The organism is Brevundimonas sp. KH_058, from assembly GCF_057838505.1.
In genome coordinates this window covers 287,646-308,955 of record NZ_CM174469.1, presented here as the reverse complement: position 1 = coordinate 308,955, position 21,310 = coordinate 287,646, and the positions used below count along the sequence as shown (strand labels likewise).

14 protein-coding genes are annotated in these 21,310 nt (G+C 66.0%); 8 read left to right on the top strand and 6 right to left on the bottom strand.

The window, feature by feature from the left end; translation table 11 throughout:
• Positions 1 to 20 precede the first annotated feature (20 nt).
• Complete coding sequence (locus tag AC3ISA_RS01455; protein WP_489179017.1) at positions 21 to 833, top strand: sterol desaturase family protein; 813 nt, start codon at positions 21 to 23, stop codon at positions 831 to 833.
• Here the strand turns inward: AC3ISA_RS01455 and AC3ISA_RS01450 are convergent.
• Genes AC3ISA_RS01450 through AC3ISA_RS01440 form a run of 3 tightly spaced genes read right to left on the bottom strand, consistent with a single transcriptional unit; the run spans position 745 to position 3,846 of the window.
• Positions 745 to 1,386 (bottom strand): 2-dehydro-3-deoxy-6-phosphogalactonate aldolase, encoded by a 642-nt coding sequence (locus tag AC3ISA_RS01450; protein WP_489179016.1) that lies wholly within the window; start codon positions 1,384 to 1,386, stop codon positions 745 to 747. The two genes, AC3ISA_RS01455 and AC3ISA_RS01450, sit on opposite strands and share 89 nt — an antisense overlap.
• On the bottom strand, positions 1,383 to 2,270 hold the full coding sequence (locus AC3ISA_RS01445; protein ID WP_489179015.1) for a 2-dehydro-3-deoxygalactonokinase: 888 nt from the start codon (positions 2,268 to 2,270) through the stop codon (positions 1,383 to 1,385). Before AC3ISA_RS01445 ends, AC3ISA_RS01450 begins: the two co-directional genes overlap by 4 nt.
• Position 2,271: 1 nt before the next feature.
• Positions 2,272 to 3,846: a sodium/sugar symporter gene (locus tag AC3ISA_RS01440; RefSeq protein WP_489179014.1), complete on the bottom strand. Its 1,575-nt coding sequence runs from the start codon at positions 3,844 to 3,846 to the stop codon at positions 2,272 to 2,274.
• A gap of 187 nt (positions 3,847 to 4,033) precedes the next feature.
• Between AC3ISA_RS01440 and AC3ISA_RS01435 the strand changes: the two genes are divergently transcribed.
• The 3 genes from AC3ISA_RS01435 (at position 4,034) to AC3ISA_RS01425 (ending at position 7,550) form a co-directional block, all read left to right on the top strand.
• Positions 4,034 to 4,807, top strand: coding sequence for an IclR family transcriptional regulator (locus AC3ISA_RS01435; RefSeq protein ID WP_489179013.1), 774 nt, complete (start codon positions 4,034 to 4,036; stop codon positions 4,805 to 4,807).
• A gap of 133 nt (positions 4,808 to 4,940) precedes the next feature.
• Positions 4,941 to 5,690, top strand: a complete 750-nt coding sequence (locus AC3ISA_RS01430) for an SDR family NAD(P)-dependent oxidoreductase (protein WP_489179012.1) — start codon at positions 4,941 to 4,943, stop codon at positions 5,688 to 5,690.
• A gap of 75 nt (positions 5,691 to 5,765) precedes the next feature.
• Positions 5,766 to 7,550 carry an IlvD/Edd family dehydratase gene (locus tag AC3ISA_RS01425; RefSeq protein WP_489179011.1) on the top strand — a complete coding sequence of 595 codons (1,785 nt, stop codon included), beginning with the start codon at positions 5,766 to 5,768 and terminating at the stop codon, positions 7,548 to 7,550.
• A 21-nt stretch (positions 7,551 to 7,571) separates the two neighbouring features.
• Here AC3ISA_RS01425 and AC3ISA_RS01420 read toward each other — a convergent pair whose 3' ends face one another.
• A complete protein-coding gene (locus tag AC3ISA_RS01420; protein WP_489179010.1) occupies positions 7,572 to 9,083 on the bottom strand; it encodes a tryptophan halogenase family protein in 1,512 nt (503 codons plus the stop codon).
• Positions 9,065 to 10,591, bottom strand: coding sequence for a tryptophan halogenase family protein (locus AC3ISA_RS01415; protein WP_489179009.1), 1,527 nt, complete (start codon positions 10,589 to 10,591; stop codon positions 9,065 to 9,067). The genes AC3ISA_RS01420 and AC3ISA_RS01415 overlap by 19 nt, the downstream gene beginning before the upstream one ends.
• 322 nt (positions 10,592 to 10,913) lie before the next feature.
• On the opposite strand from AC3ISA_RS01415, the gene AC3ISA_RS01410 reads away from it, so the two are divergent.
• The 4 genes from AC3ISA_RS01410 (at position 10,914) to AC3ISA_RS01395 (ending at position 20,710) form a co-directional block, all read left to right on the top strand.
• Positions 10,914 to 13,766 carry a TonB-dependent receptor gene (locus AC3ISA_RS01410; RefSeq protein ID WP_489179008.1) on the top strand — a complete coding sequence of 951 codons (2,853 nt, stop codon included), beginning with the start codon at positions 10,914 to 10,916 and terminating at the stop codon, positions 13,764 to 13,766.
• A 76-nt stretch (positions 13,767 to 13,842) separates the two neighbouring features.
• Positions 13,843 to 15,489: a DUF5597 domain-containing protein gene (locus tag AC3ISA_RS01405; protein ID WP_489179007.1), complete on the top strand. Its 1,647-nt coding sequence runs from the start codon at positions 13,843 to 13,845 to the stop codon at positions 15,487 to 15,489.
• Between the two features lie 25 nt (positions 15,490 to 15,514).
• Positions 15,515 to 18,451, top strand: a complete 2,937-nt coding sequence (locus AC3ISA_RS01400) for a TIM-barrel domain-containing protein (RefSeq protein WP_489179006.1) — start codon at positions 15,515 to 15,517, stop codon at positions 18,449 to 18,451.
• 294 nt (positions 18,452 to 18,745) lie between these two features.
• Positions 18,746 to 20,710, top strand: coding sequence for a sialate O-acetylesterase (locus tag AC3ISA_RS01395; protein WP_489179005.1), 1,965 nt, complete (start codon positions 18,746 to 18,748; stop codon positions 20,708 to 20,710).
• Here the strand turns inward: AC3ISA_RS01395 and AC3ISA_RS01390 are convergent, their stop codons facing one another.
• Positions 20,711 to 21,310, bottom strand: coding sequence for a hypothetical protein (locus AC3ISA_RS01390; RefSeq protein ID WP_489179004.1), 600 nt, complete (start codon positions 21,308 to 21,310; stop codon positions 20,711 to 20,713). It abuts the gene before it with no gap.

The following is a 21,310-nucleotide window of genomic DNA, read 5'->3' as shown; positions in this document are numbered from 1 at the left end:
CCGTCTGTGCGCCCATGCTGATGGACCTGCTCGTCACCACCTTCGCGCTCAGCCTGATCATCGGCGTGCGCTACCTGCTGGTCGGCGTTCTGACCCACTGGCTGCTGTGGGCGGGGTCGGGGCGGGGGCGTCAGCTGAACCACAAGGCGCCGTCCGCGAAACGCATCCGCGCCGAAGTTATCGCCTCGCTGATCTCCTGCCCGATCTACGCCTTGCCGGCCGCCCTGGTGCTGGAGCTTTGGAAGCGGGGCGGGACGGCGATCTATGGCGATGTTCACGCCTTGCCGCTGTGGTGGCTGCCGGTCAGCTTCGTCGTCTATATGCTGGCGCACGACGCCTTTTATTATTGGGTCCACCGGGGGCTGCATCACCCGCGCATCTTCCCGTGGGCCCATGCCGAACATCATCGGTCGCGCGACCCCAGCGCCTTCGCCTCCTTCGCTTTCGACCCGGCCGAGGCCGTCGCCACCGCCTGGTTCCTGCCGGCCCTGGCGCTGTTCGTGCCGATCCATTGGGGCATGGCCCTGGCGCTGCTGACCCTGATGACCGCCACGGCCGTGTTGAACCACGCCGGCCGCGAGGTCTGGCCCGCGTCCTGGCTGAGGCGCGCGCCGCTGAGCTGGTTGATCACCGCCACCCACCATGACGCCCATCACAAGCGGTTCAACGGCAACTACGGTCTCTATTTCCAGATGTGGGACCGCTGGGCCTCGACCGAGGTGTCGAGCCAGCGCAAGGACGCGACTAGGCCTGCGCCGTCTGCGCCGCGTTCCACGCCGTTACGAACTGAACCGCCTGCCGACCGACCTGATCGGCGGTCTGACCCGGTTTGAACACGGCCGAGCCGATGCCGAAGCCCGATGCGCCGGCGCCCAGCCATGTGGCCATGCTGTCGGGATCGACGCCGCCGACCGGATAGACGCGCGTGGCGGCGGGCAGGACGGCGCGAACGGCCTTCAGTCCCTTCGGACCGGCGATCTCGGCGGGGAACAGCTTCAACGCATCGGCGCCGGCGTCCAGGGCGGCGAAGGCTTCGGACGGTGTGAAGAAGCCGGGCAGGGACAGCAGGCCCAGGGTCTTGGTCTCGCGGATCACGTCGGTGTTGGTGTTGGGCGAGATGATCAGCTGGCCACCGGCCTCTGCGACCTCGCGGGCTGCCGTGATGTTCAGCACCGTGCCGGCGCCCACCAGGGCGCGGCCGTCCAGCGCCTGACGCAGGCGGCGAATGCTCTCCAGCGGCTCGGGCGAGTTCAGCGGTACTTCCAGGCAGAGAAAGCCTGCGGCGATGATGGCTTCGCCCACGTCCACCGCTTCGTCGGGCGTGAGGCCCCGCAGGATGGCGATCAGCGGCAGGGCGTCCAGGCTTTCGATGGAAACTGGGATCATCGGGATACGGCCTCGTGAATGCGCCACAGACCCTTGGCCGTGGCGGCGGCGCCGTCCGCGATGCGGACGTCGTGGAAACCGCCCAGCTTCAGGGCGGCGGCATAGCGGCGGCTCAGGGCCTCGGCGCCGATCAGGATGACGGGGCGATGGTTCGCATCGACCTGCGCCGCAACCTCGGCCCCGATCAGCAGGCCCGACAGATAGTCGGCCGCCGACGCGGGCGAAAGGCGTCCGGCCAGGCCCTCGACCCGCACCGAGAACAGGGCGGCGGTGACGGCGGGATCGCGTAAGGCCCGCTCCACACCGGCCGCGAAGGCGTGGTCGTCCACGCCGGGATCGCCCATGTCGGCGCCCAGGATGGTGCCCTTGCGGATGGCAGCGAACAGTTCGCCGGTCATGAAGGTGCGAAAGCCCGTGATCCGGCCGCCTGCGGTGCGGATCCATTTGCTGTGGGTGCCGGGGCCGACGACCACCGCGTCGTCCGGTGCGTCCAGGCCGAAGACCTGGGTCTCCTCGCCACGCACCACGTCCTGAAGGCGGCCGTCCTCGAACACGGCGACGCCGGGCACGATGGAGACGTGGGGCGCGTCGTCAGGGCTGGCCACGGCCGTCGCCAGGTCCGCGACGCCGGCCGGGCAGGGCAGATAGGCCATCTCGCGCCACCGGCCCCGCGCCCCGGCCATGCCGCTGACGAGGACCAGCAGGCCGTCGTTCAGCCAGTCGCCGGCGACCTCGTCCAGTACGCCGCGAAACCGATCCGGCGTCAGGCCGCCCGCACCACGAGGGTCGGAACGGCTGTCCAGCACCGCGCCGCCCTCGGCGATCCGCATGACGCGCAGATTGCTGGTGCCCCAGTCGACTCCGATGAGGCGCGCACCGCTCACCTCACCACCAGATCGAATAGACCAGGATCAGGAAGGCGATCACGCCGACCCCGGCCAGGTTGAAGCCCCACGAGGTCTTGTAGCTGATCTTGTCCAGCTTGATCTTCATCGCGTCGGGCTTGGCCGGGACCAGCAGGGACACGATCACCGCCGCGATCAGCGAGACGACGAACACCACCGCGACCCGGTTCATGAACGGGAAGATGAACTGACCCGTCTCCTGCAGCCACCAGAAGATGGCCGACAGCACGACTGAACCGATGGCGGCGGTCAGGGCGCCTGCTTCCGATGCACGCTTCCAGAACAGCCCCAGCATGAAGATGACCACGATGCCGGGGGTGAAGAAGCCGGTGAACTCCTGGATGAACTGGAACGCCTGGTCGAACCCGCCCAGCAGCGGGCGGGCGGTCAGGATGCCGATGACCACGGCGGCGACGGCGGCGATACGGCCGACCGTGACCAACTGATGCTCGGGCGTATCCTTCCTGATCTTGGCGTACAGGTCCAGGGTGAAGATGGTCGAGATCGAGTTCACCTTGGACGCCAGCGAAGCGATGATGGCGGCGATCAGGGCCGCGAACACCAGACCCTTCAGGCCCACCGGCAGCAGGTTCATCATCGTTGGATAGGCCTGGTCCGGCGCCGACAGGTTGGGAGCCAGGATCAGGGCGGCCATGCCCGGCAGCACCACGATCACCGGCATCAGCAGCTTCAGATAGGCGGCGAAGGCGATGCCCTTCTGCGCTTCCGGCAGCGACTTGGCGGCTAGCGCCCGCTGGATGATGTACTGGTTGAAGCCCCAGTAGCTGATGTTCATGACCCACAGCCCGCCCAGCAGCACGGCGATGCCCGGCAGTTCCTGATAGTGGGGATTGTCCTTGGACAGGATCATGTCGAACTTGTCCGGGAACTCGGTCAGCAGGGTCTGGAAGCCGGCGACGGCGCCGCCCGCGCCGCCGATAGTCGACAGGGCGATGAAGCCGATGATCAAACCACCGCAGACCAGCAGGGCCACCTGCACAATGTCGGTCAGGGCCACGGCCTTCAGACCGCCCCACAGTTGATAGGCCAGGGCGAAGACGCCGATGGCGACGATGGCGTAATCCTGGTTGAATCCGGTCACGGTGTGGACGGCGATGGCGCCCAGCCACAGGATCGAGGTCACGTTGACGAAAACGTAGAGCAGCAGCCAGAAGACGGCCATCACGTTGCGGATCGTCGGTCCGTACCGCTGCTGCAGGAACTGCGGCATGGTCACGATCTCGTTGCGCAGGAAGATCGGCAGGAAGAACTTGCCCACGATCAACAGGGTCAGCGCCGCCATCCATTCATAGGAGGCGATGCCCAGGCCGATCACATAGCCCGATCCGCTCATGCCGATGATCTGTTCGGCCGAGATGTTGGCCGCGATCAGCGAGGCGCCGATGGCCCACCAGGGCAGGCTCTTGGACGCCATGAAATAGTCGGTGGAGGTCTTCTGCTCGCCCTTCTTGGTGCGCGAGACCCACTGGGCCAGGCCGAAGATGAAGATGGCGTAGATCGCCAGGATCGCCAGATCGATGCCCGCAAGCGACATGGTGCATTCCCCCACATGGCCCTTTGGTTCGGGCTCGCGCAGAAGCCTAGGTTAGGCGTCAGTCTGTCGCAACGGCTTTTTATATGTGCGTAGCGATTTCACCCGCGATAATGTAATCTCGCTTGCGCCGCAGGCTTCACCGAGGCGAGCGCCGCCGTTAGCCTATGGACCTCGCCACAGGATTCTCATGACCGACCAAGATCCGACCGACGACCGCAAATATCGCGCCCCCGCCCTCGAAAAGGGCCTGGACGTGCTCGAACTGCTGTCGTCCCAGGGCGAGGCGATGACGCCGTCGCAGATGTCGGTCACCCTGGGCCGGTCGGTCAGCGAACTGTTCCGCATGATCCAGGTGCTGGAGTTCCGAGGCTATATCGAACAGTCGTCGGACGGCTATCGCCTGACCAACCGCCTGTTCACCCTCGGCATGACCCAGGCGCCGATCAAGTCGTTGGTGGATGTCGCCATGCCGGCCATGCGGGATCTGGCGTCTGGCACCATGCAGTCCTGCCACCTTGTGGTGCCGTCGGGCGATCAGATCGTGGTCATCGCCAGGATAGAGAGCCCGGGCGACCTCGGCTATTCGGTGCGCATCGGTTACCGGCGCAGCATCTTGCACGCCACCTCTGGCCTGATGTTCTATTCGCGGGCCAACGAGCGGGCGCGGGCGCATCTGCAAGAGACCCTGATCGGCCTGTTTGGCGTCAAGGCGGTGGAGGACTTCGCCAGTCGGTCCAAGGCGATGACCCAGGGCCCCTACGTCGAGCGGGCCAGCGATTTCGTGAAGGGGGTCACCGATCTGGTGGCGCCCATCATGGGGTCGGACGGCGTGATCGCCACCCTGATCACCCCCTTTATCGAACAGGCTCCCATGCTGTGCACCAAGGACGAGGCCGCCGCCCAACTGGTGCGCGCGACCACGATCATCTCGACACAGATGGGCGCCGTCTCCCAGGCCTGACCGGGCGAGATTCACTCCCTCGTTGACAGAGGCCCCGACCACCGCCATTTTTGTGGACGGTAACGACTTTCATTTGTGAAAGATTGCAAATCACCGATCAACGGTGAGGCGTCTGGGAGGCGCGCGAACGATCATGGCCGCCATCTACTCCGACCTGAAAGACAAGACCGTCATCGTCACCGGCGGCGCCGGGGGCATCGGCGAAGGCATCGTCCGCGCCTTTCACGCCCAGGGCGCCCGCGTCGGCTTTCTGGACATCGACACGGTGCGCGGTCCCAAGCTGCAAGCCGAGCTGGGGCAGGGCGCCCTGTTCGTCGCCTGCGACCTGACCGACATTCCGGCGCTGAAGGCGGCGCTCGCCACGGTGCGCGGCGCCTTCGGTCCCATCGACATCCTGGTCAACAACGCCGCCCACGACGAGCGTCACGCCACGCTGGAGGTGACCGAAGCGTATTGGGACGGCCGCATGGCCGTGAACCTGAAGCACCAGTTCTTCGCCGCCCAAGCCGTGCTGCCGGATATGCAGGCAAGGGGCAAGGGGGCGATCGTCAACCTGGGTTCGACCTCTTGGATCATCGGCCAGGGTGGAATGCCCGCCTATACGGCGTCCAAATCGGCGGTGATCGGCCTGACCCGTTCGTTGGCCCGCGACTTCGGCCCCTTCGGCATCCGCGTGAACGCGGTCGCGCCCGGCTGGATCATGACCGAGCGCCAGCTGGCGCTGTGGGTCACGCCCGAGACCGACAAATACATCAACGAGAACCAGTGCCTGAAGCGTCGGCTCGTGCCCGACGACATAGCTCGCGTCGTCATCTTCATGTGCTCGGACGAAGCCGGGGCCATCACCAACCAGCATTACGTCGTCGACGGCGGCTGGACCTGATCACGGGTTGAACTGCGCCTGCACGATTTGTAATATTATATGCCGCATTGTCCTCGCGGCCCGAGAACCTGATCAATGACCAAGACACTTCGCAGCCGCGCCTGGTTCGACAACCCGGAAAACCCGGACATGACGGCCCTCTATCTGGAGCGCTATCTGAACTACGGCCTAACGCGCAAAGAGCTGCAGTCGGACAAGCCGATTATCGGCATCGCCCAGACCGGCTCGGACCTGTCGCCGTGCAACCGCCACCACCTGGTCCTGGCCGAACGCGTGCGCGAAGGCATCCGCGAGGCAGGCGGCATCGCCATGGAGTTCCCGGTCCACCCCATCCAGGAAACCGGCAAGCGCCCGACGGCGGGCCTGGACCGCAACCTGGCCTATCTGGGTCTGGTCGAAAGCCTTTACGGCTATCCGCTGGACGGCGTCGTCCTGACCATCGGCTGCGACAAGACCACGCCCGCCTGTCTGATGGCCGCCGCCACCGTGGACATCCCCGCCATCGCCCTGTCGGTCGGCCCCATGCTGAACGGCTGGCACAAGGGCGAGCGCACAGGCTCGGGCACGATCATCTGGAAGGCGCGCCAGATGATGGCGGCCGGAGAGATCGACTATGACGGCTTCATCGAACTGGTGGCCTCGTCGGCGCCGTCGGTCGGCTATTGCAACACGATGGGTACGGCGACGACGATGAACTCGCTGGCCGAGGCGCTGGGCATGTCGCTGCCCGGCTCGGCCGCCATTCCCGCCCCCTATCGCGAGCGCGCCCAGTTCGCCTATCAGACCGGCCTGCGCATCGTGGAGATGGTGCGCGAGGACCTTAAGCCGTCCGACATCCTGACAAGGGAAGCCTTCCACAACGCCATCGTCGTCAACTCGGCCATCGGCGGTTCGACCAACGCCCCGATCCACCTGACGGCGCTTGCCCGCCACGCCCACGTCGATGTGCCGCTGCAGGATTGGCAGACGCAAGGCCTGCACGTGCCGCTGCTGGTCAATCTTCAGCCCGCCGGAGACTATCTGGGCGAAGATTACTTCCATGCCGGCGGCGTGCCCGCCGTGATGGCCGAACTGATGAAACAGGGGCTGATCAACGAGGACGCCCTGACCGTCACCGGCAAGTCCATCGGCGAGAACTGCAAGGGCGCCGAGATCGTCCTGCCCGACGTCATCAAGACCTTCGACGCCCCGATGAAGACCGACGCCGGCTTCGTCGTCTTCACCGGCAACCTGTTCAACTCGGCCATCATGAAGCTGAGCGTGATCTCGCCAGAGTTCCGCGAACGCTATCTGTCCAACCCCGACGACCTGAACGCCTTCGAAGGCCCGGCCGTCGTGTTCGACGGACCCGAGGATTATCACCACCGCATCGACGACGAGAGCCTGGGCATCACCGAACAGACCCTGCTGTTCATGCGCGGCGCCGGCCCCATCGGCTATCCGGGCGCGGCCGAGGTCGTGAACATGCGGCCGCCGTCCTACCTGATCAAGAAGGGCGTCACCGCCCTGGCCTGCATCGGCGACGGGCGTCAGTCGGGCACCTCCGGCTCGCCCTCGATCCTGAACGCCTCGCCGGAAGCGGCGGCGGGCGGCAACATCGCCCTGCTGAAGACCGGCGACCGGGTGCGCATCGACCTGAACACCGGCCGCGCCGACATCCTGATCCCGGACGGGGAACTGGCCGAGCGCCGCCAGGCGTTCGAGGCGGCGGGCGGCTACAAATACCCCGCTTCGCAGACGCCGTGGCAGGAGATGCAGCGCGCGGTTGTCGGTCAGCTGGAAACCGGCGCCGTGCTGGAACCGGCCATCAAATACCACCGCATCATCGACCAATTCGGCCTGCCGCGCGACAACCACTGACCCGCTGAGAGCGTCGCCGCTCTATAGAAGCGGCGGCGCCTTCCCATGGGCCGCGATGAAGGCGTCGTGGGTCGGCATCCGCTCCACGCCCTGCCGGATCATCGCCTTCATCTGTTGAAGCCGCTGTCGGATGTGATCCAGCGGGATGGTTTCCGTGATCGGATCGTGGCGTTCCGGGACCACCCCCTGGCCCAGGAGGACGGCGATCCAGTTCGTCTCCTGGAACAGTTCGTCGTCATAACGGAAGACGCGGCCCCGGCTGCGGAACTGATCCATCTTCTGTTTCAGGGTCTCGGGCACGTCCATGGACCGCACGTGCCGCCACAGGGGCGAATCGTCCCGCGCCGTGGCGTGATAGTGCAGGATGATGAAGTCCCTGATCCGCTCGACCTCGACCTGCATTTGGCGGTTGTAGTTGTCGATGTCGGCCTGGGCGAAGCCCGTGTCCGGGAAATGCAGCAGCAGTTTTGAGATGCCGGACTGCACCAGATGGATGCTGGTCGATTCCAGCGGCTCCAGGAAGCCTGACGCCAGGCCCAGGGCCAGGCAGTTCTTGTTCCAGGTCTTCTTACGCCGTCCGGTGGTGAACCGCAGGAAATTCGGATCCGCCATGGCCTCGCCGTCCAGAGACGCGCGCAGCTTGGCCTGGGCCTCGTCGTCCGAGATGAAGGGGCTGCAATAGACATAGCCGTTGCCGGTGCGGTGCTGAAGCGGGATGCGCCAGCGCCATCCGGCCTCCAGCGCCGTCGATTGGGTATAGGGCGTAGGGTCGCCCACGCGCGCGCAGGGCATGGCCACCGCCCGGTCGGCCGGCAGCCAGTGAGTCCAGTCCTCATAGCCCGTCTTCAGCGCCCCCTCGATCAGCAGGCCCCGGAAGCCCGAGCAGTCGATGAAGAAGTCCGCCTCCAGCTCGCGCCCGTCATCCAGCCGCACCGACTGGATGAAGCCGTCGCCGTCGCGCAGCACCACGTCGGCGATCTTGCCCTCATGGCGCACCACGCCTTGCGCCTCGGCGCGCTGACGCAGGAACTTGGCGTAAAGGCCGGCGTCGAAATGAAAGGCGTAGGTCATCTGGGACGCCACGCCGCGCGGATCGCTGTCGGGGCGGGTGAAACGGCCCATCTGCGACGCCACGGTCGTGACCGAATAGGCGCCCAGGTCGTCGTCCAGCCCCGCCTTGTTCAGTCGCAACCAGTATTGGTGGAACGACGCCGCATCGATCCGCGTCCCATAGACGCCGAACGGGTGGAAATAGCTCTCGCCCTTTCGGAACCAGTCATGGAACTGGATGCCCAGCTTGTAGGTCGCCTGGGTGGCGCGGACGAACGCGTCCTCGTCGATGCCCAGCAACTGGTTGAACAACAGGATCGGCGGGATGGTCGCCTCGCCGACGCCGACCGTGCCGATGGCCTCGGACTCGACCAACTCGACCTTCACCGTGCCCCGCGTCACGTGCGACAGGGCGGCCGCCGCCATCCAGCCGGCCGTGCCGCCTCCGACGATCAGGATGCGCTTCAGCGGGGCAGGGGGCATCGGGCGTAACCGGTGAAATAGTTGGAATGGGCGGGCAGAGCGGCGGCGGCGCGTTCGATCAGCTGGGCGAACTGTCGCGCTTGGCGATCAATGCCGTCGATGTCGTCGATACAGGCCAGAGGCGACGCCTGTTTCGGCCACGTCCCCAGGCCGGTGAAGACGGCGGTCCAGCTGTCCTCGCGGAAGGATTCGTCTTCCAGCAGCCCGATCTCGCCCCGCGCGCGGAACAGTTCGATCTTCTCCATCAGCGTATCGGGCGGCGCCGTCTCGCGGCATCGGTCCCACATCGCTCCCGCGCGACCCGCCAGGTGATAGTGCAGGATGATGAAGTCGCGGATGCGCTCGAACTCCTGGGCCGAGCGCCGATTGTATTCACGGATCAGGGCCGGATCGAAGCTGCGGTCGGGGAACATCTCCAGCAGCCTGCCGATGCCGGTCTGGATCAGGTTGATGCTGGTCGATTCCAGCGGCTCGACGAAGCCCGACGCCAGGCCCAGCGACACCACATTGCCCTTCCAGGCTTCGCGCCGGCGCCCGGTGACGAATCGCAGGCGATTGGGCTCGGCCAGCGGTTCCGATTCGATCTGACCCAGCAGGTCGTCAAGCGCCGTCTGGTCGTCCACATGGTCGCTGGAATAGACATAGCCGTTGCCGACCCGGTGCTGCAGCGGAATGCGCCATTGCCAGCCGGCCTCGCGGGCGCGGGCGGTGGTGATGGGCTCGGGCGCCAGGGTCGAACTGCACGGCACGGCGACGGCGCGGTCGCACGGCAGCCATTGCGTCCACTCCTCGTATCCGGCCTGCATCGCCTGTTCGATCAGCAGTCCCCTGAAGCCGGAGCAGTCGATGAACAGGTCCGCCTCGACCTCGCCCCCGTCTTCCAGCGTCACAGCCCGCACCAGGCCGGTCTCGCCGTCGCGATCCACACCCGTGATCCGTCCCTCGCGCCGTAGGACGCCCAGCGTCTCCGACAGCGTTCTCAGCCGCCTCGCGAACAAGCCGGCATCGAACTGATAGGCGTATGAATAGTGGGACAGCACCGAACGGCTGTCCTCGACCGGCGGGGCGAACTTGCCGGCGCGGGCCATGGCGGTGGGCATGGACCAGGCGTCCAGGCCGTCGATTCTGCCTGCGGCCTTCAGGCGAAACAGATATTGGCGCCAAGCCTGTCCGGCGACGGTGGGGCCATAGTCGCCGAAGCCGTGAAAATATTCCGAACCCGGCGCAGTCCAGTCCTTGAAGGCGATGCCCAGTTTGGCGGTCGCGGCCGTGGAGCGGATGAAGTCCTCTTCGGACAGGCCGACCATCTGCACGAACTGACGGATGGGCGGTATGGTGGCCTCGCCGACGCCCACCGTGCCGATGGCCTCGGATTCGATCAGGGTGATCTTCAGCGCCAGACCCGACGGGCGCATGAACGCCCGGCCCAGCGCGGCCGCAGCCATCCATCCCGCCGTGCCGCCGCCGACGATGGCGACGTGGCGCACCTGTCCTATCCGTGCGTTCATTCCTGTCCTCCCGACGCCGGCTTTTCGCCGATCATGCTTCATCGCACCCTAGCCGAAAGCGGGCCAGGCGCTACGGTGGTAGCGCTATCAGAAAACACTTTTCAACGCATGAAAACTTGTGCATCCTTGAAAGGTGGTCATGACACCGAATGGTGCACGACCTCACTTCGGGAGGGATGTCGTCCCCAGTCGCCAATAAGCGACGGGCGCGACCAGCAGGAAGGTTCTGAGACACATGTCTCGTCAAAATCACGTGCGTCGCGTCGCTCTGTTGTGCGGAGCATCGTTGCTTACAGTCGCGGCGACGCTGCCGACTGGTGCGTTGGCCCAACAGAATCCGACTCAATCGGATGACGCGACTACGGTCGATGAAGTGGTCGTCACCGGCATCCGCGCCCAGCTTCGTTCGGCCCAGGCCATCAAGAAGAATTCCGAGGTCATCGTCGATTCGGTGACCGCCGTGGATATCGGCGCCCTGCCGGACCGTTCGGTGTCCGAGGCGCTGCAACGTATCCCGGGCATCACCCTGCAACGCACCAACTCCGCCCGCGACCCCGCCCGTCTGGCTGCCGAAGGCGGCGGTGTCTTCGTGCGCGGCCTGTCGGGCGTGCGTTCCGAAACCAACGGTCGCGACATCTTCTCCGCCGCCAGCGGTCGCGGCCTCAGCTTTGAGGATGTCTCGGCCGACCTGCTGTCCGGCGTGGATGTTTACAAGAACGTCGCCGCCAACATGGTCGAGGGCGGCATCGCCGGCACGATCAACCTGCGCACCCGCGTACCGTTCGACAACGCCGACCGCCTGTTCGCCGTCAACGCCGACTACAACTACGGCGACCTGTCGGAAAAAGGCTTCTGGTCCGGCAGCGTCATTGGCTCGGACCGTTGGGACACTCGCTTCGGCGAGTTCGGCCTCCTGGCCAACGTCAGCGTCTCCAACGTCGGCAACCGCACCGACAGCATCTCCACAGACCGCTATGATCCTATCGTCCTGAACGCCGGCAACGCCAGCGCGGACGGCACGGGTACGGCGGGCGAGACCGTCTATGTTCCAAAGAACATGGGCTGGCGCACGATCGACTGGGAGCAGAAGCGCACCGCCGTGGCGCTGGCCGCCCAATGGCGCCCCAATGACCAATGGCTGTTCACCCTGCAGGCCCTGGGTTCGCAGGCTGACACCTACAACGTCGAATACGCCATGGGCACCGAGACGATCGCCTCGCCCAACTCGACCTATTCCTATGACGCCGACAACGTCTTCAAGTCGGGCAGCATCGTCGACGCCAACTACAACACTGACACCCGTATCGGCGACGACACCAAGAAGACCGGCGATGTCGCGCTGAATTTCAAATATACGCCTGGCGGCGCCTGGTCGTTCAGCGGCGATCTGCAATATGTGAAGTCGACGGCCAAAATCTATTCGATGACCGCCTTCACGCAGTTGCAGGATCGTCCTGACATGCGGATCACCATCGATGGAGACCTGCCCACCATCACCTCCACCGGCGGGTCGATGGAAGACAAGTCGCAATATTGGTGGGCCGCTGCAATGGACCACATCGAGGATAACGAGGCCAATGAGCTGGCCGGTCGCCTGGACGCCCGCTACGACTTCCAGAACAACAACTTCTTCCGTTCGGTCGAGTTCGGCGTCCGTGCCACAGACAAGAACTACACCAATCGCCAGACCGGTTATAACTGGGGCCTGCTGTCCAACCAGTATTGGGGCAACGGCGGCGGCGCCGTGGTCTATCTGGACGACACCGGCTTCCCCGGCGGCGTGCAGGACCCGCGCCTCGTGGACTCCTCGACCCTGTATCGCTTCGACAACTTCTTCCGTGGCGACACGGTCGTTCCGGGCGTCGCCTGGTTCCCGACCGCCGGCCTGCTCAACCAGGGTACGGCCTATGCCTATGATGTCCTGAAGAATACCCAGAGTTCGGGCTGGGGTTGGACGCCGCTATCCAATGACTTCAGCACGTATCGTCTGGGCAGCGGTAACGGCGGCGTCACGGACCTGCAGGAGAAAACCGAGGCGGCCTACGTCTATACCCGCTTCGGCAACGACACGGCCTTCTTCGGTCGCGGTCTGGATGGCAACATCGGTCTGCGCGTCGTCAAGACCCAGACGGATTCCAACCGGATCATCACCCTGCCGTCGATCACCACCTCCTGCCCTCCGGCCAACAATCCGGCCGCCGACTGCACCGCCTTCAACCGAGCGCGTCAATTCGTGAACGGTGGTCCGCTGGGTGGATCCGACATCAGCAAGGAATACACGAACGTCCTGCCCAGCCTGAACCTGCGGGCCTTCCTGACGGATACGCTTCAGGCGCGCTTCGCCGTGTCGCGCGCCATCCTGCGGCCCGAGATGTATCAGCTGCAGCCGTTCACCAATCTGTCGATCAACTTCCAGCCCGACGGCGTCACCCTGAACCCGACGACGCCCTATACGGGCACGGGCGGCAACCCGAACCTGGAGCCGTTGAAATCGACCAACTACGATTTCAGCCTGGAGTGGTACTTCGCCCCGACCGGAAGCATCACCTTCGCCGCCTTCCACAAGGATCTGAAGGACTACATCTTCTCGGGCAACTCGACCGAGACCTTCACCAATGGCGGTGTGACCAACGACTTCTTGATCACGCGTTACACCAATGGCGACAAGGGCAAGATCGACGGCTTCGAACTGGCCTATCAGCAGTTCTACGACTTCCTGCCAGGGCCGCTCAGCGGACTGGGCGTCCAGGCCAACTTCACCTACGTCGACAGCAGCGGTGGACGGAATACCAGCCAGGACATCCTCAGCGGCGACCAGAATGCCGGAGCCAGCGCCGTTCTGCCGCTCGAAGGTTTGTCGCGGACCAGCTACAATGCCGCGCTTCTGTATGAGAAATACGGCATTTCGGCGCGCCTCGCCTACAACTGGCGCGAGGAGTATCTGATGACCACCTCGGCGGCGAACATCAACGCCCCGGTATGGGCCAGCGACTATGGCCAGCTGGACGGCTCGATCTTCTACAACCTGACTTCGCGCGTTAAGATCGGCATCCAATCGACCAACATTCTGAACGAACGGACCGTGTTGAAGGTGGGCAACGAGACCCGCAAGCCGCCGTACAACTGGGTGGATACCGATCGCCGGGTCGCGGTGGTGCTTCGCGCCGCCTTCTGATCCCGGTCTGATCTTGCGGGGCGTCGGCAGTCGTCGGCGCCCCGATTGTTTTTCTTGTCGACGTTGGGAGGCGGCGATGGGCCTTTTCGCACGCAGATTGACCGCAACCCTGTCCGTGGCGGCCTTTGTTGCCGCAGCGGCCTCGCCGGTTCTTGCTCAGTCGCCGATCCCGCAACTGGTCGAGCAGAACGGTCGTCACGCCCTGATGGTCGACGGTGCGCCCTTCACCATTCTCGGCGCCCAGGTCAATAACTCGACCAACTATCCCGCGCCCCTGGTCGAGGCCTGGCCGGCGATCCGCTACGTGGGCGCCAATACGGTTCAGGTTCCCATCGCCTGGGAGCAGATCGAGCCCGTCGAGGGCCGGTTCGACTTTTCCTTCGTCGATCATCTGGTGCAGGAGGCGCGTCGCAATGACGTGCGCCTGGTCATCCTGTGGTTCGGCACCTGGAAGAACACCTCGCCCAAATATGCGCCGGCCTGGGTCAAGCTGAACCCGACGCGGTTCCCGCACCTGATCCAGAAGGACGGGACGGAATCCTACGCCATGTCGCCCTATGGACATGAAACGCTGGCCGCCGACGCCCGCGCCTTCGCCGCCCTGATGCGCCATATCCGCCAGATCGACGAGCGCCAGCGCACCGTCATCATGGCCCAGCCCGAGAACGAGGTCGGCACCTACGGTTCGGTGCGCGACTATTCTCCCGCCGCCCAGGCCGCCTTCGACGGCCCCGTGCCCCAGGCCCTGCTGGACCGGACGGGCAGGGCGGCCGGAACCTGGTCCGCCGTCTTCGGCGAAGAGGCGGAAGAGTTCTTCCATGCCTGGTCCATCGGAACCTACGTCAACACGGTCGCCGAGGCGGGCCTGCGCGAATATCCGCTGCCGATGTACGTCAACGCCGCGCTGCCCGATCCGCATGAGCGCACCGCGCCCACCAACTATGCCTCGGGCGGCCCGGTCTGGCCCGTGTTCGATGTCTGGAAGGCGGCTGCGCCGTCCATCGCTATGCTGAGCCCCGACATCTACAATCGCGATTCCCGCACTTACGAAGGCCATCTGGATCGCTATGCGCGGCCCGACAACGCCCTGTTCGTGGCCGAGACGGGCAATGACGCGCCCTACGCCCGCTATCTGTTCTCGGTGTTGGGCCGGGGCGGCATAGGCTTCTCGCCGTTCGGCATCGACTACACCGGCTATGCCAACTATCCGCTGGGCGCGCCAGTCGTCGACGAGAAGGCCCTGACGCCGTTCCGCGACGCCTATCGCCTGATCGCGCCGTGGCAGCGGGTGTGGGCGCGCGCCGCCTTCGCCGGCAAGGTCTGGGGCGTTTCCGAACCCGACGATCGCGCCTCCCAGACGCTGGATCTGGGCGACTGGACCGCCACCGTCGGCTATCGCCGCTGGCAGTTCGGTCAGCCGGACTGGACCTGGCTCGGCCCGCTCGCCGACGTTCCGGGTACGGACAAGCCCAACGGCGGCGCCCTGATCGCCGAGGTCGCGCCGGGCGAGTTCATCGTCACGGCCCACCGCGCCCGCATCGACTTCGCCGCCAAGCCCTCGACCGACGGCAAGCGCCGCATGGTCGTCCGCTACGAAGAGGGCCGTTTCGACGACGCCGGCAAATGGGTCTTCGAACGCATTTGGAACGGCGACCAGACGGACTACGGCCTGAATTTCACCGACCGGCCGCAGTTGCTGCGCGTCGTCACCGCCACCTATTGATCCTTTGAAAACGCGAGCGCCCGCCATGATCCCGACCCTCGCCCGCCGCCTGTTCCTGGCCGCCCTGATGACCGCGCCCCTGGCCGCCTGCGCCGGCTCTGGCCTGATGGACAGCGCCTCCGCCGGCGCCATCCAGCAGGCGGCGTTCGAACGCACCGCCAGCGGCATCGTCGTCACCCCGGCCGAGGGGGCCGCCCGCCGCGTCCGGCTTGAGGTCTATGGCCCCGAGACCATCCGCGTCACCGCGACCGAGAACGCCGATCTCGAACTGCCCGCCAGCCTGATGGTCACGGCCCAACCCTCGACCACCACCCCGTTCCAGGTCGAGACGCGCGGCGACGTGGTGCTGCTGAAGACCGCCGAAGCCACGGCCGAGGTCTCGCGCGAGACCGGGGCCGTCCGCTTCCTCGATGAGAACGGCCAGGAGGTGCTGAAGGAGCGCCCCGGCAGCCGCGAGCTCAGCCCCGTCACCGTCGAGGACCAGAAGGGCGACCACCGCTTCCTGGCCACGAGCCAGGTCTGGGAAAGCCCGGCGGACGAGGCCTTCTACGGCCTGGGTCAGCACCAACAGGGCGTGATGAACTACAAGGGCCACGACGTCCTGCTGGCCCAGCACAATATCGACGTCGGCATTCCGCTGGTCGTGTCCAGCCGCAACTACGGCGTCCTGTGGGACAACAACTCGATCACCCGTTTCGGCGACCCGCGCCCCTACGGCATGATCGCCGACCAGTTCATCGTGCGCGACGCCACGGGCCGGTTCGGCGGCCTGACCGCCAGCTACTATCAGAACGACCAGCTGAAGGTTCAGCGCCAGGAGACCGAGGTGAACTACGAGTTCATCCGCGAATGGTCGCGCTGGCCCGAGGGCCTCAAGTCGCAGCCGGGCCAGCCGGTCCAGACCGGCGACATGGGCAAGCCCGGTCAGGCCGGCGTCAAGGTCGTCTGGGAAGGCACGCTGGAGACCGCGACGGCCGGCCTGCACAAGTTCCGTCTCTATTCGTCGGGCTATGTGAAGGTCTGGATCGACGGCCAGATGGTCGAGGATAACTGGCGCCAGAACTGGAACCCGTTCGACCACGACTTCCAGGTCCAGATGGCCGCCGACGCCCGCGTGCCGATCAAGATCGAATGGATTCCCGAGGACGGCTATATCTCGCTGCGTCACCAGGATCCGCTGCCCGCCGCCGACCAGGGCGCGCTCAGTCTGGCGTCGGAAGTCGGCACGGCCATCGACTACTACTATATCGGCGGCGACGATCTTGACGGCGTCATCTCCAACTATCGCGGCCTGACCGGCAAGTCGGTGATGCTGCCCCGTTGGGCCTATGGCTTCTGGCAGAGCCGCCAGCGCTACAACACCCAGGCCGAGGTGGTGGACACGGTGCGCCGCTATCGCGAGCTGGGCCTGCCGATCGACAACGTGGTTCAGGACTGGTTCTACTGGCCCGAGAACGCCTGGGGCTCGCACCAGTTCGACCCCGCGCGCTTCCCGAACCCGACCCAGATGGTCAAGGACGTTCACGACATGAACGCCAACATCATCATCTCGGTCTGGCCGAAATTCTATCCGACGACCGACCATTACAAGCAGCTGGACGCCATCGGCGGCATGTACACCCGTAACGTCGATGTCGGCGCGCGCGACTGGGTCGGACCCGGCTACGCCAACAGCTTCTACGACCCCTATCTGCCCGCCGCCCGCGACCTGTACTGGAGGCAGATGTCCGACAGCTTCAAGGGCATGGGCTTCGACGGCTGGTGGCTGGATTCGGTCGAGCCGGACATGCACTCCAACCTGGACATCCCCGAGCGGACCCTGCGCATGGGGCCGACCGCCATCGGTCCGGGCGCCTATGTCTTCAACTCCTATCCGCTGATCAACGCCGAGAACGTCTACAACAACTTCCGGCGCGAGAAGGGCGACGAGCGGACCTACATCCTGACCCGCTCGGCCTGGGGCGGCCTGCAGCGCACCGGCTCTACCCTGTGGTCGGGCGACGTGGTGGCGCGTTGGGACAATCTGAAGGATCAGATTTCGGCGGGGGTGAATACCGGCCTGTCCGGCCTGGCCAACTGGACCCACGACATCGGCGGCTTCTCGGTCGAGGCCCGCTACTCCAACCCCGCCGGCATGAAGCCCGAGGACAAGGCTGAGTGGGACGAGCTGAACCTGCGCTGGTTCCAGTTCGGCGCCTTCTCGCCGGTCTTCCGCTCGCACGGCGAGTTCCCGCTGCGCGAGGTCTACAATCTGGCCCAGCCCGGCACGCCGATGTACGACGCCTATGCCGAGCAGATGCGCACCCGTTATCGGCTGATGCCCTACATCTACAGCGTGGCGGGCGACGTCTATCAGCGCGACGGCACCATCATGCGCGGCCTGGTCATGGACTTCCCGTCCGACCTGAAGGCGCGCGACATCAACGACCAATATCTGTTCGGTCGCGCCCTGCTGGTCGCGCCGGTGACGGAGTACAAGGCGCGCAGCCGCCCGGTCTATTTCCCGCAAGGGGCCGACTGGTACGACATGCTGACGGGCCAGAAATATTCGGGCGGCCGTTCGGTCATGGTTCAGGCCGCGGTCGACAAGATCCCCGTCTTCGTCCGCGCCGGCTCCATCCTGCCCACCGGCCCGGCGATCCAGTACACGGCCGAGAAGCTGGACGGCCCGCTGACCCTGGTGATCTACACCGGCGCGAACGGCAGCTTCTCCCTCTATGAGGATCAGGGCACGACCTACGCCTATGAGCGTGGCGAGTTCTCCAACATCCCCATGACGTGGAACGATGCGACCGGCGTCCTGACCATCGGCGCGCGGACGGGCTCGTATCCGACCATGCCGGCGAACCGCACCATCAATGTGCGCTTCGTCAGCGGACCGGGCGCCGATGTCGGAAACTTCGACGCCGCCCCGGCCAAGACGATCCAGTACGACGGACAGGCGGTCGAGGTCCGCCGCTAGGGACCACGCGAGCATCGACATCTGACACGATGTCGATGCTCAACCCCTTGTCGTCGAACGCGTTTTCGAAAAGATCGGGTCTTCTTCCATACAGGGCGCCGAGCGGCCTTATAATCGCGGCTCGGTCTTTGACATCGCCAGCCCCGACCTTGCGAAGTTGGACTCGTTGGACTGTTTTTTCGTTGGACAGCCCAAGTCTGCGGCGAAACTGCACCTTCTTGCACTTTGCACTCGTTTTTGGGGTGCAGTGCAGTTTCGGACCCTCCGCCTGAGGCGGAACATCAGGAGGCGCAGATGCGCTCGTTCTTGCTCGCCGCTGTCGCCATGGGCGTCCTCGCCACAGCCGCCCCCGCCCTGGCCCAGAGCCCGGCGGAGATACAGACGGCTCCCGCCGCCCTGTTCGACGCCATGTTCCAGGACCACGCCGTCCTGCAACGCGGTCGCCCGATCACTGTGTGGGGCAGGGCGGCCCCCGGTGCGGCCGTCTCGGTCAGCCTCGGCCAGGCCCAGGTCCAGGCGACCGCCGACCCCGACGGCGCCTGGCGCGCCGCTCTTCCAACCCTGACCGCCGGCGGCCCCTATGTCCTGACGGCCCAGTCCGGCGGTACGACCCAGACCTTGTCGGACGTCATGGTCGGCGACGTCTGGCTGTGCTCGGGCCAGTCGAACATGGAATTCGCGGTTCGTCAGGCGACGAATGCCGACACCGAAATCGCCAACGCCAACGACGCCAAAATTCGGCTGTTCCTGGTCGGCCGCTCCAGCCTGCCGACCCCGTCATCGACCCCGCAGTCGGTCGGCCAGTGGCGCACCACCAGCCCGCAAAGCGTGCGCGACTTCTCGGCCGCCTGCTATTTCATGGGCCGCGACCTGCGCCGCACCGAAGACGTCTCCGTCGGCCTGATCGCCGCCTCCTGGGGCGGTTCGATCATCGAGGACTGGCTCAGCCGCGACGCCGTCGAAAAGCTGGGCGGCCATCAGGAGGCGCTGAACGCCCTGGATGCCTACGCCCGCGATCCGTCCCAGGGCGACGCCATCTGGCGTCAGGTCACGCAAGCCTGGTGGACTGCCAACGATCCCGGCACCAAACAGGGCTGGCATCTGCCGCGCACCAATGACGCCGACTGGGCGCCCATCCCGGCAGAGGGCTTCTGGGAATCCACCGTGCCGGGCCTCGCCACCTTCGACGGCATCGTCTGGCTGAGAAAAGAGGTCGAGCTGACCGCCACTCAGGCGCGCCAGGCCGCGACGCTTGAGCTGGGGCCGGTGGACGACGCCGATGTCACCTGGGTCAACGGCGAATACGTCGGCGGCCAGCAGGGCTGGGACACGCCCCGCACCTACGCCATTCCCGCAGGCACGCTGAAGGCCGGCCGCAACCTGATCGCGGTCGGGGTGCTGGACACCAACGGCGGCGGCGGCGCCTGGGGACCGGCGGCGAACAAGCGGCTGGTGCTGGCGGACGGCACGGCCGTGGCCCTGTCTTCGGGCTGGCGTCACCGCGTCGCCGCGCCCCTGGCCGACCTGCCCAATCCGCCGCGCACCCCCTGGATCGGCGGCAGCGGCACCACCACCCTCTACAACGGCATGATCGCGCCCCTTGGCCCCTACGGCCTGAAGGGCATGGCCTGGTATCAGGGCGAGTCGAACGTCGGCGACTACGTCGGCTATCGCCGCCTGCTGCCGGCCCTGTTCGCCGACTGGCGGGCGCAGTTCGAGAACCCCGAGATGCGGATGCTGGTGGTGCAACTGGCGAACTTCGGTCCTGCCGCCAGCCAGCCGACCAACTCCTATTGGGCCGCCCTGCGCGAGAGCCAACGGACGGTGGTCAACGCCGATCCCCTGGCGGGCCTAGCGGTCGCCATCGACATCGGCGACCGCTACGACATCCACCCGACCAACAAGCTGGAGGTCGGCCGCCGCCTGGCGCTGGAGGCCCGTCGTCTGGACGACCAGGTCCAGCCCGTATCGCCCCAGCCGATCGCCGTGACCCGCGCCGCCGATGGCGTCCACATCCGCTACGCCGCCTCGGCTCAGCTCGTGGCCCATGGCTCGAACCGCCCGGTCGGGTTCGAGCTGTGCGGGTCCGACAACGCCTGCCGCTTCGTCGATGTGACGCTGGCGACCGACGAAGTCGTGCTCGCCTCGGTCATGGCGACCGATCTCAAGGTCCGCTTCTGCTGGGCCGACAGCCCGGTCTGCAATCTCTACGGCCCGGCCGGTCTCCCGGCGGTTCCGTTCGAGGCCGAGATCCGCTGATCAGGGGTTCTGGGGCAGACGCGTCCGGTCGTAGTCAGGACCGAAGTCGAACAGCAGCGCCGGACCCAGCTCCAGCGTATGTCGCGCCTGACCCATCTGCAGGATGATGCTGCTCTGGCCCGCCGCGACATCCTTGGCGGCGACGCCCGACGCGTAGAGCATCGTCCACGCTTCTCCGACGGCGACGTTGCTGGCCTGGGCCAGGGCGACCTTCGGCTCGCCCTGCGCCTCCAGCAGGATGACGGGCATCCGGGTTTCGGTCTGGCCCTCGGGCAGGCTGCTCGCGCGGACCCAGACGCCCAGCAGCAGCACGTCGCCCGCCTTGATGGCTCCGCTGTTGGGCATGACGGCCCCGACTGACCAGGGATCGCCCGCCTGTTTGACGTCGATGGTCAGGGCCTTGCCCCCCGTCACGCCCTGGGCGTCATGCGGCGTCGGATTGGGCGTCAGGCCCCAGGTGTTCCAGTTCTGCACGAAGGGCGAGTTGATCAGCTTGTCGATCATGCTCGCGCGGGGCGCTTGCGGCGCGGGCGCCGTCTGAGCCAGCGCGGGCGTCCCAAGCATCAGGCCGATGCTCAGAGCGATGGATGCAGTCTTCAT

Coding starts and splice junctions, on each gene's coding strand:
- AC3ISA_RS01425 (WP_489179011.1), top strand. CDS start 5,766: ATGACCAAGACACTTCGCAGCCGCGCCTGGTTCGACAACCCGGAAAAC.
- AC3ISA_RS01440 (WP_489179014.1), bottom strand. CDS start 3,846: ATGTCGCTTGCGGGCATCGATCTGGCGATCCTGGCGATCTACGCCATC.
- AC3ISA_RS01450 (WP_489179016.1), bottom strand. CDS start 1,386: ATGATCCCAGTTTCCATCGAAAGCCTGGACGCCCTGCCGCTGATCGCC.
- AC3ISA_RS01405 (WP_489179007.1), top strand. CDS start 13,843: ATGGGCCTTTTCGCACGCAGATTGACCGCAACCCTGTCCGTGGCGGCC.
- AC3ISA_RS01415 (WP_489179009.1), bottom strand. CDS start 10,591: ATGAACGCACGGATAGGACAGGTGCGCCACGTCGCCATCGTCGGCGGC.
- AC3ISA_RS01395 (WP_489179005.1), top strand. CDS start 18,746: ATGCGCTCGTTCTTGCTCGCCGCTGTCGCCATGGGCGTCCTCGCCACA.
- AC3ISA_RS01435 (WP_489179013.1), top strand. CDS start 4,034: ATGACCGACCAAGATCCGACCGACGACCGCAAATATCGCGCCCCCGCC.
- AC3ISA_RS01420 (WP_489179010.1), bottom strand. CDS start 9,083: ATGCCCCCTGCCCCGCTGAAGCGCATCCTGATCGTCGGAGGCGGCACG.
- AC3ISA_RS01430 (WP_489179012.1), top strand. CDS start 4,941: ATGGCCGCCATCTACTCCGACCTGAAAGACAAGACCGTCATCGTCACC.
- AC3ISA_RS01390 (WP_489179004.1), bottom strand. CDS start 21,310: ATGAAGACTGCATCCATCGCTCTGAGCATCGGCCTGATGCTTGGGACG.
- AC3ISA_RS01400 (WP_489179006.1), top strand. CDS start 15,515: ATGATCCCGACCCTCGCCCGCCGCCTGTTCCTGGCCGCCCTGATGACC.
- AC3ISA_RS01455 (WP_489179017.1), top strand. CDS start 21: ATGGACCTGCTCGTCACCACCTTCGCGCTCAGCCTGATCATCGGCGTG.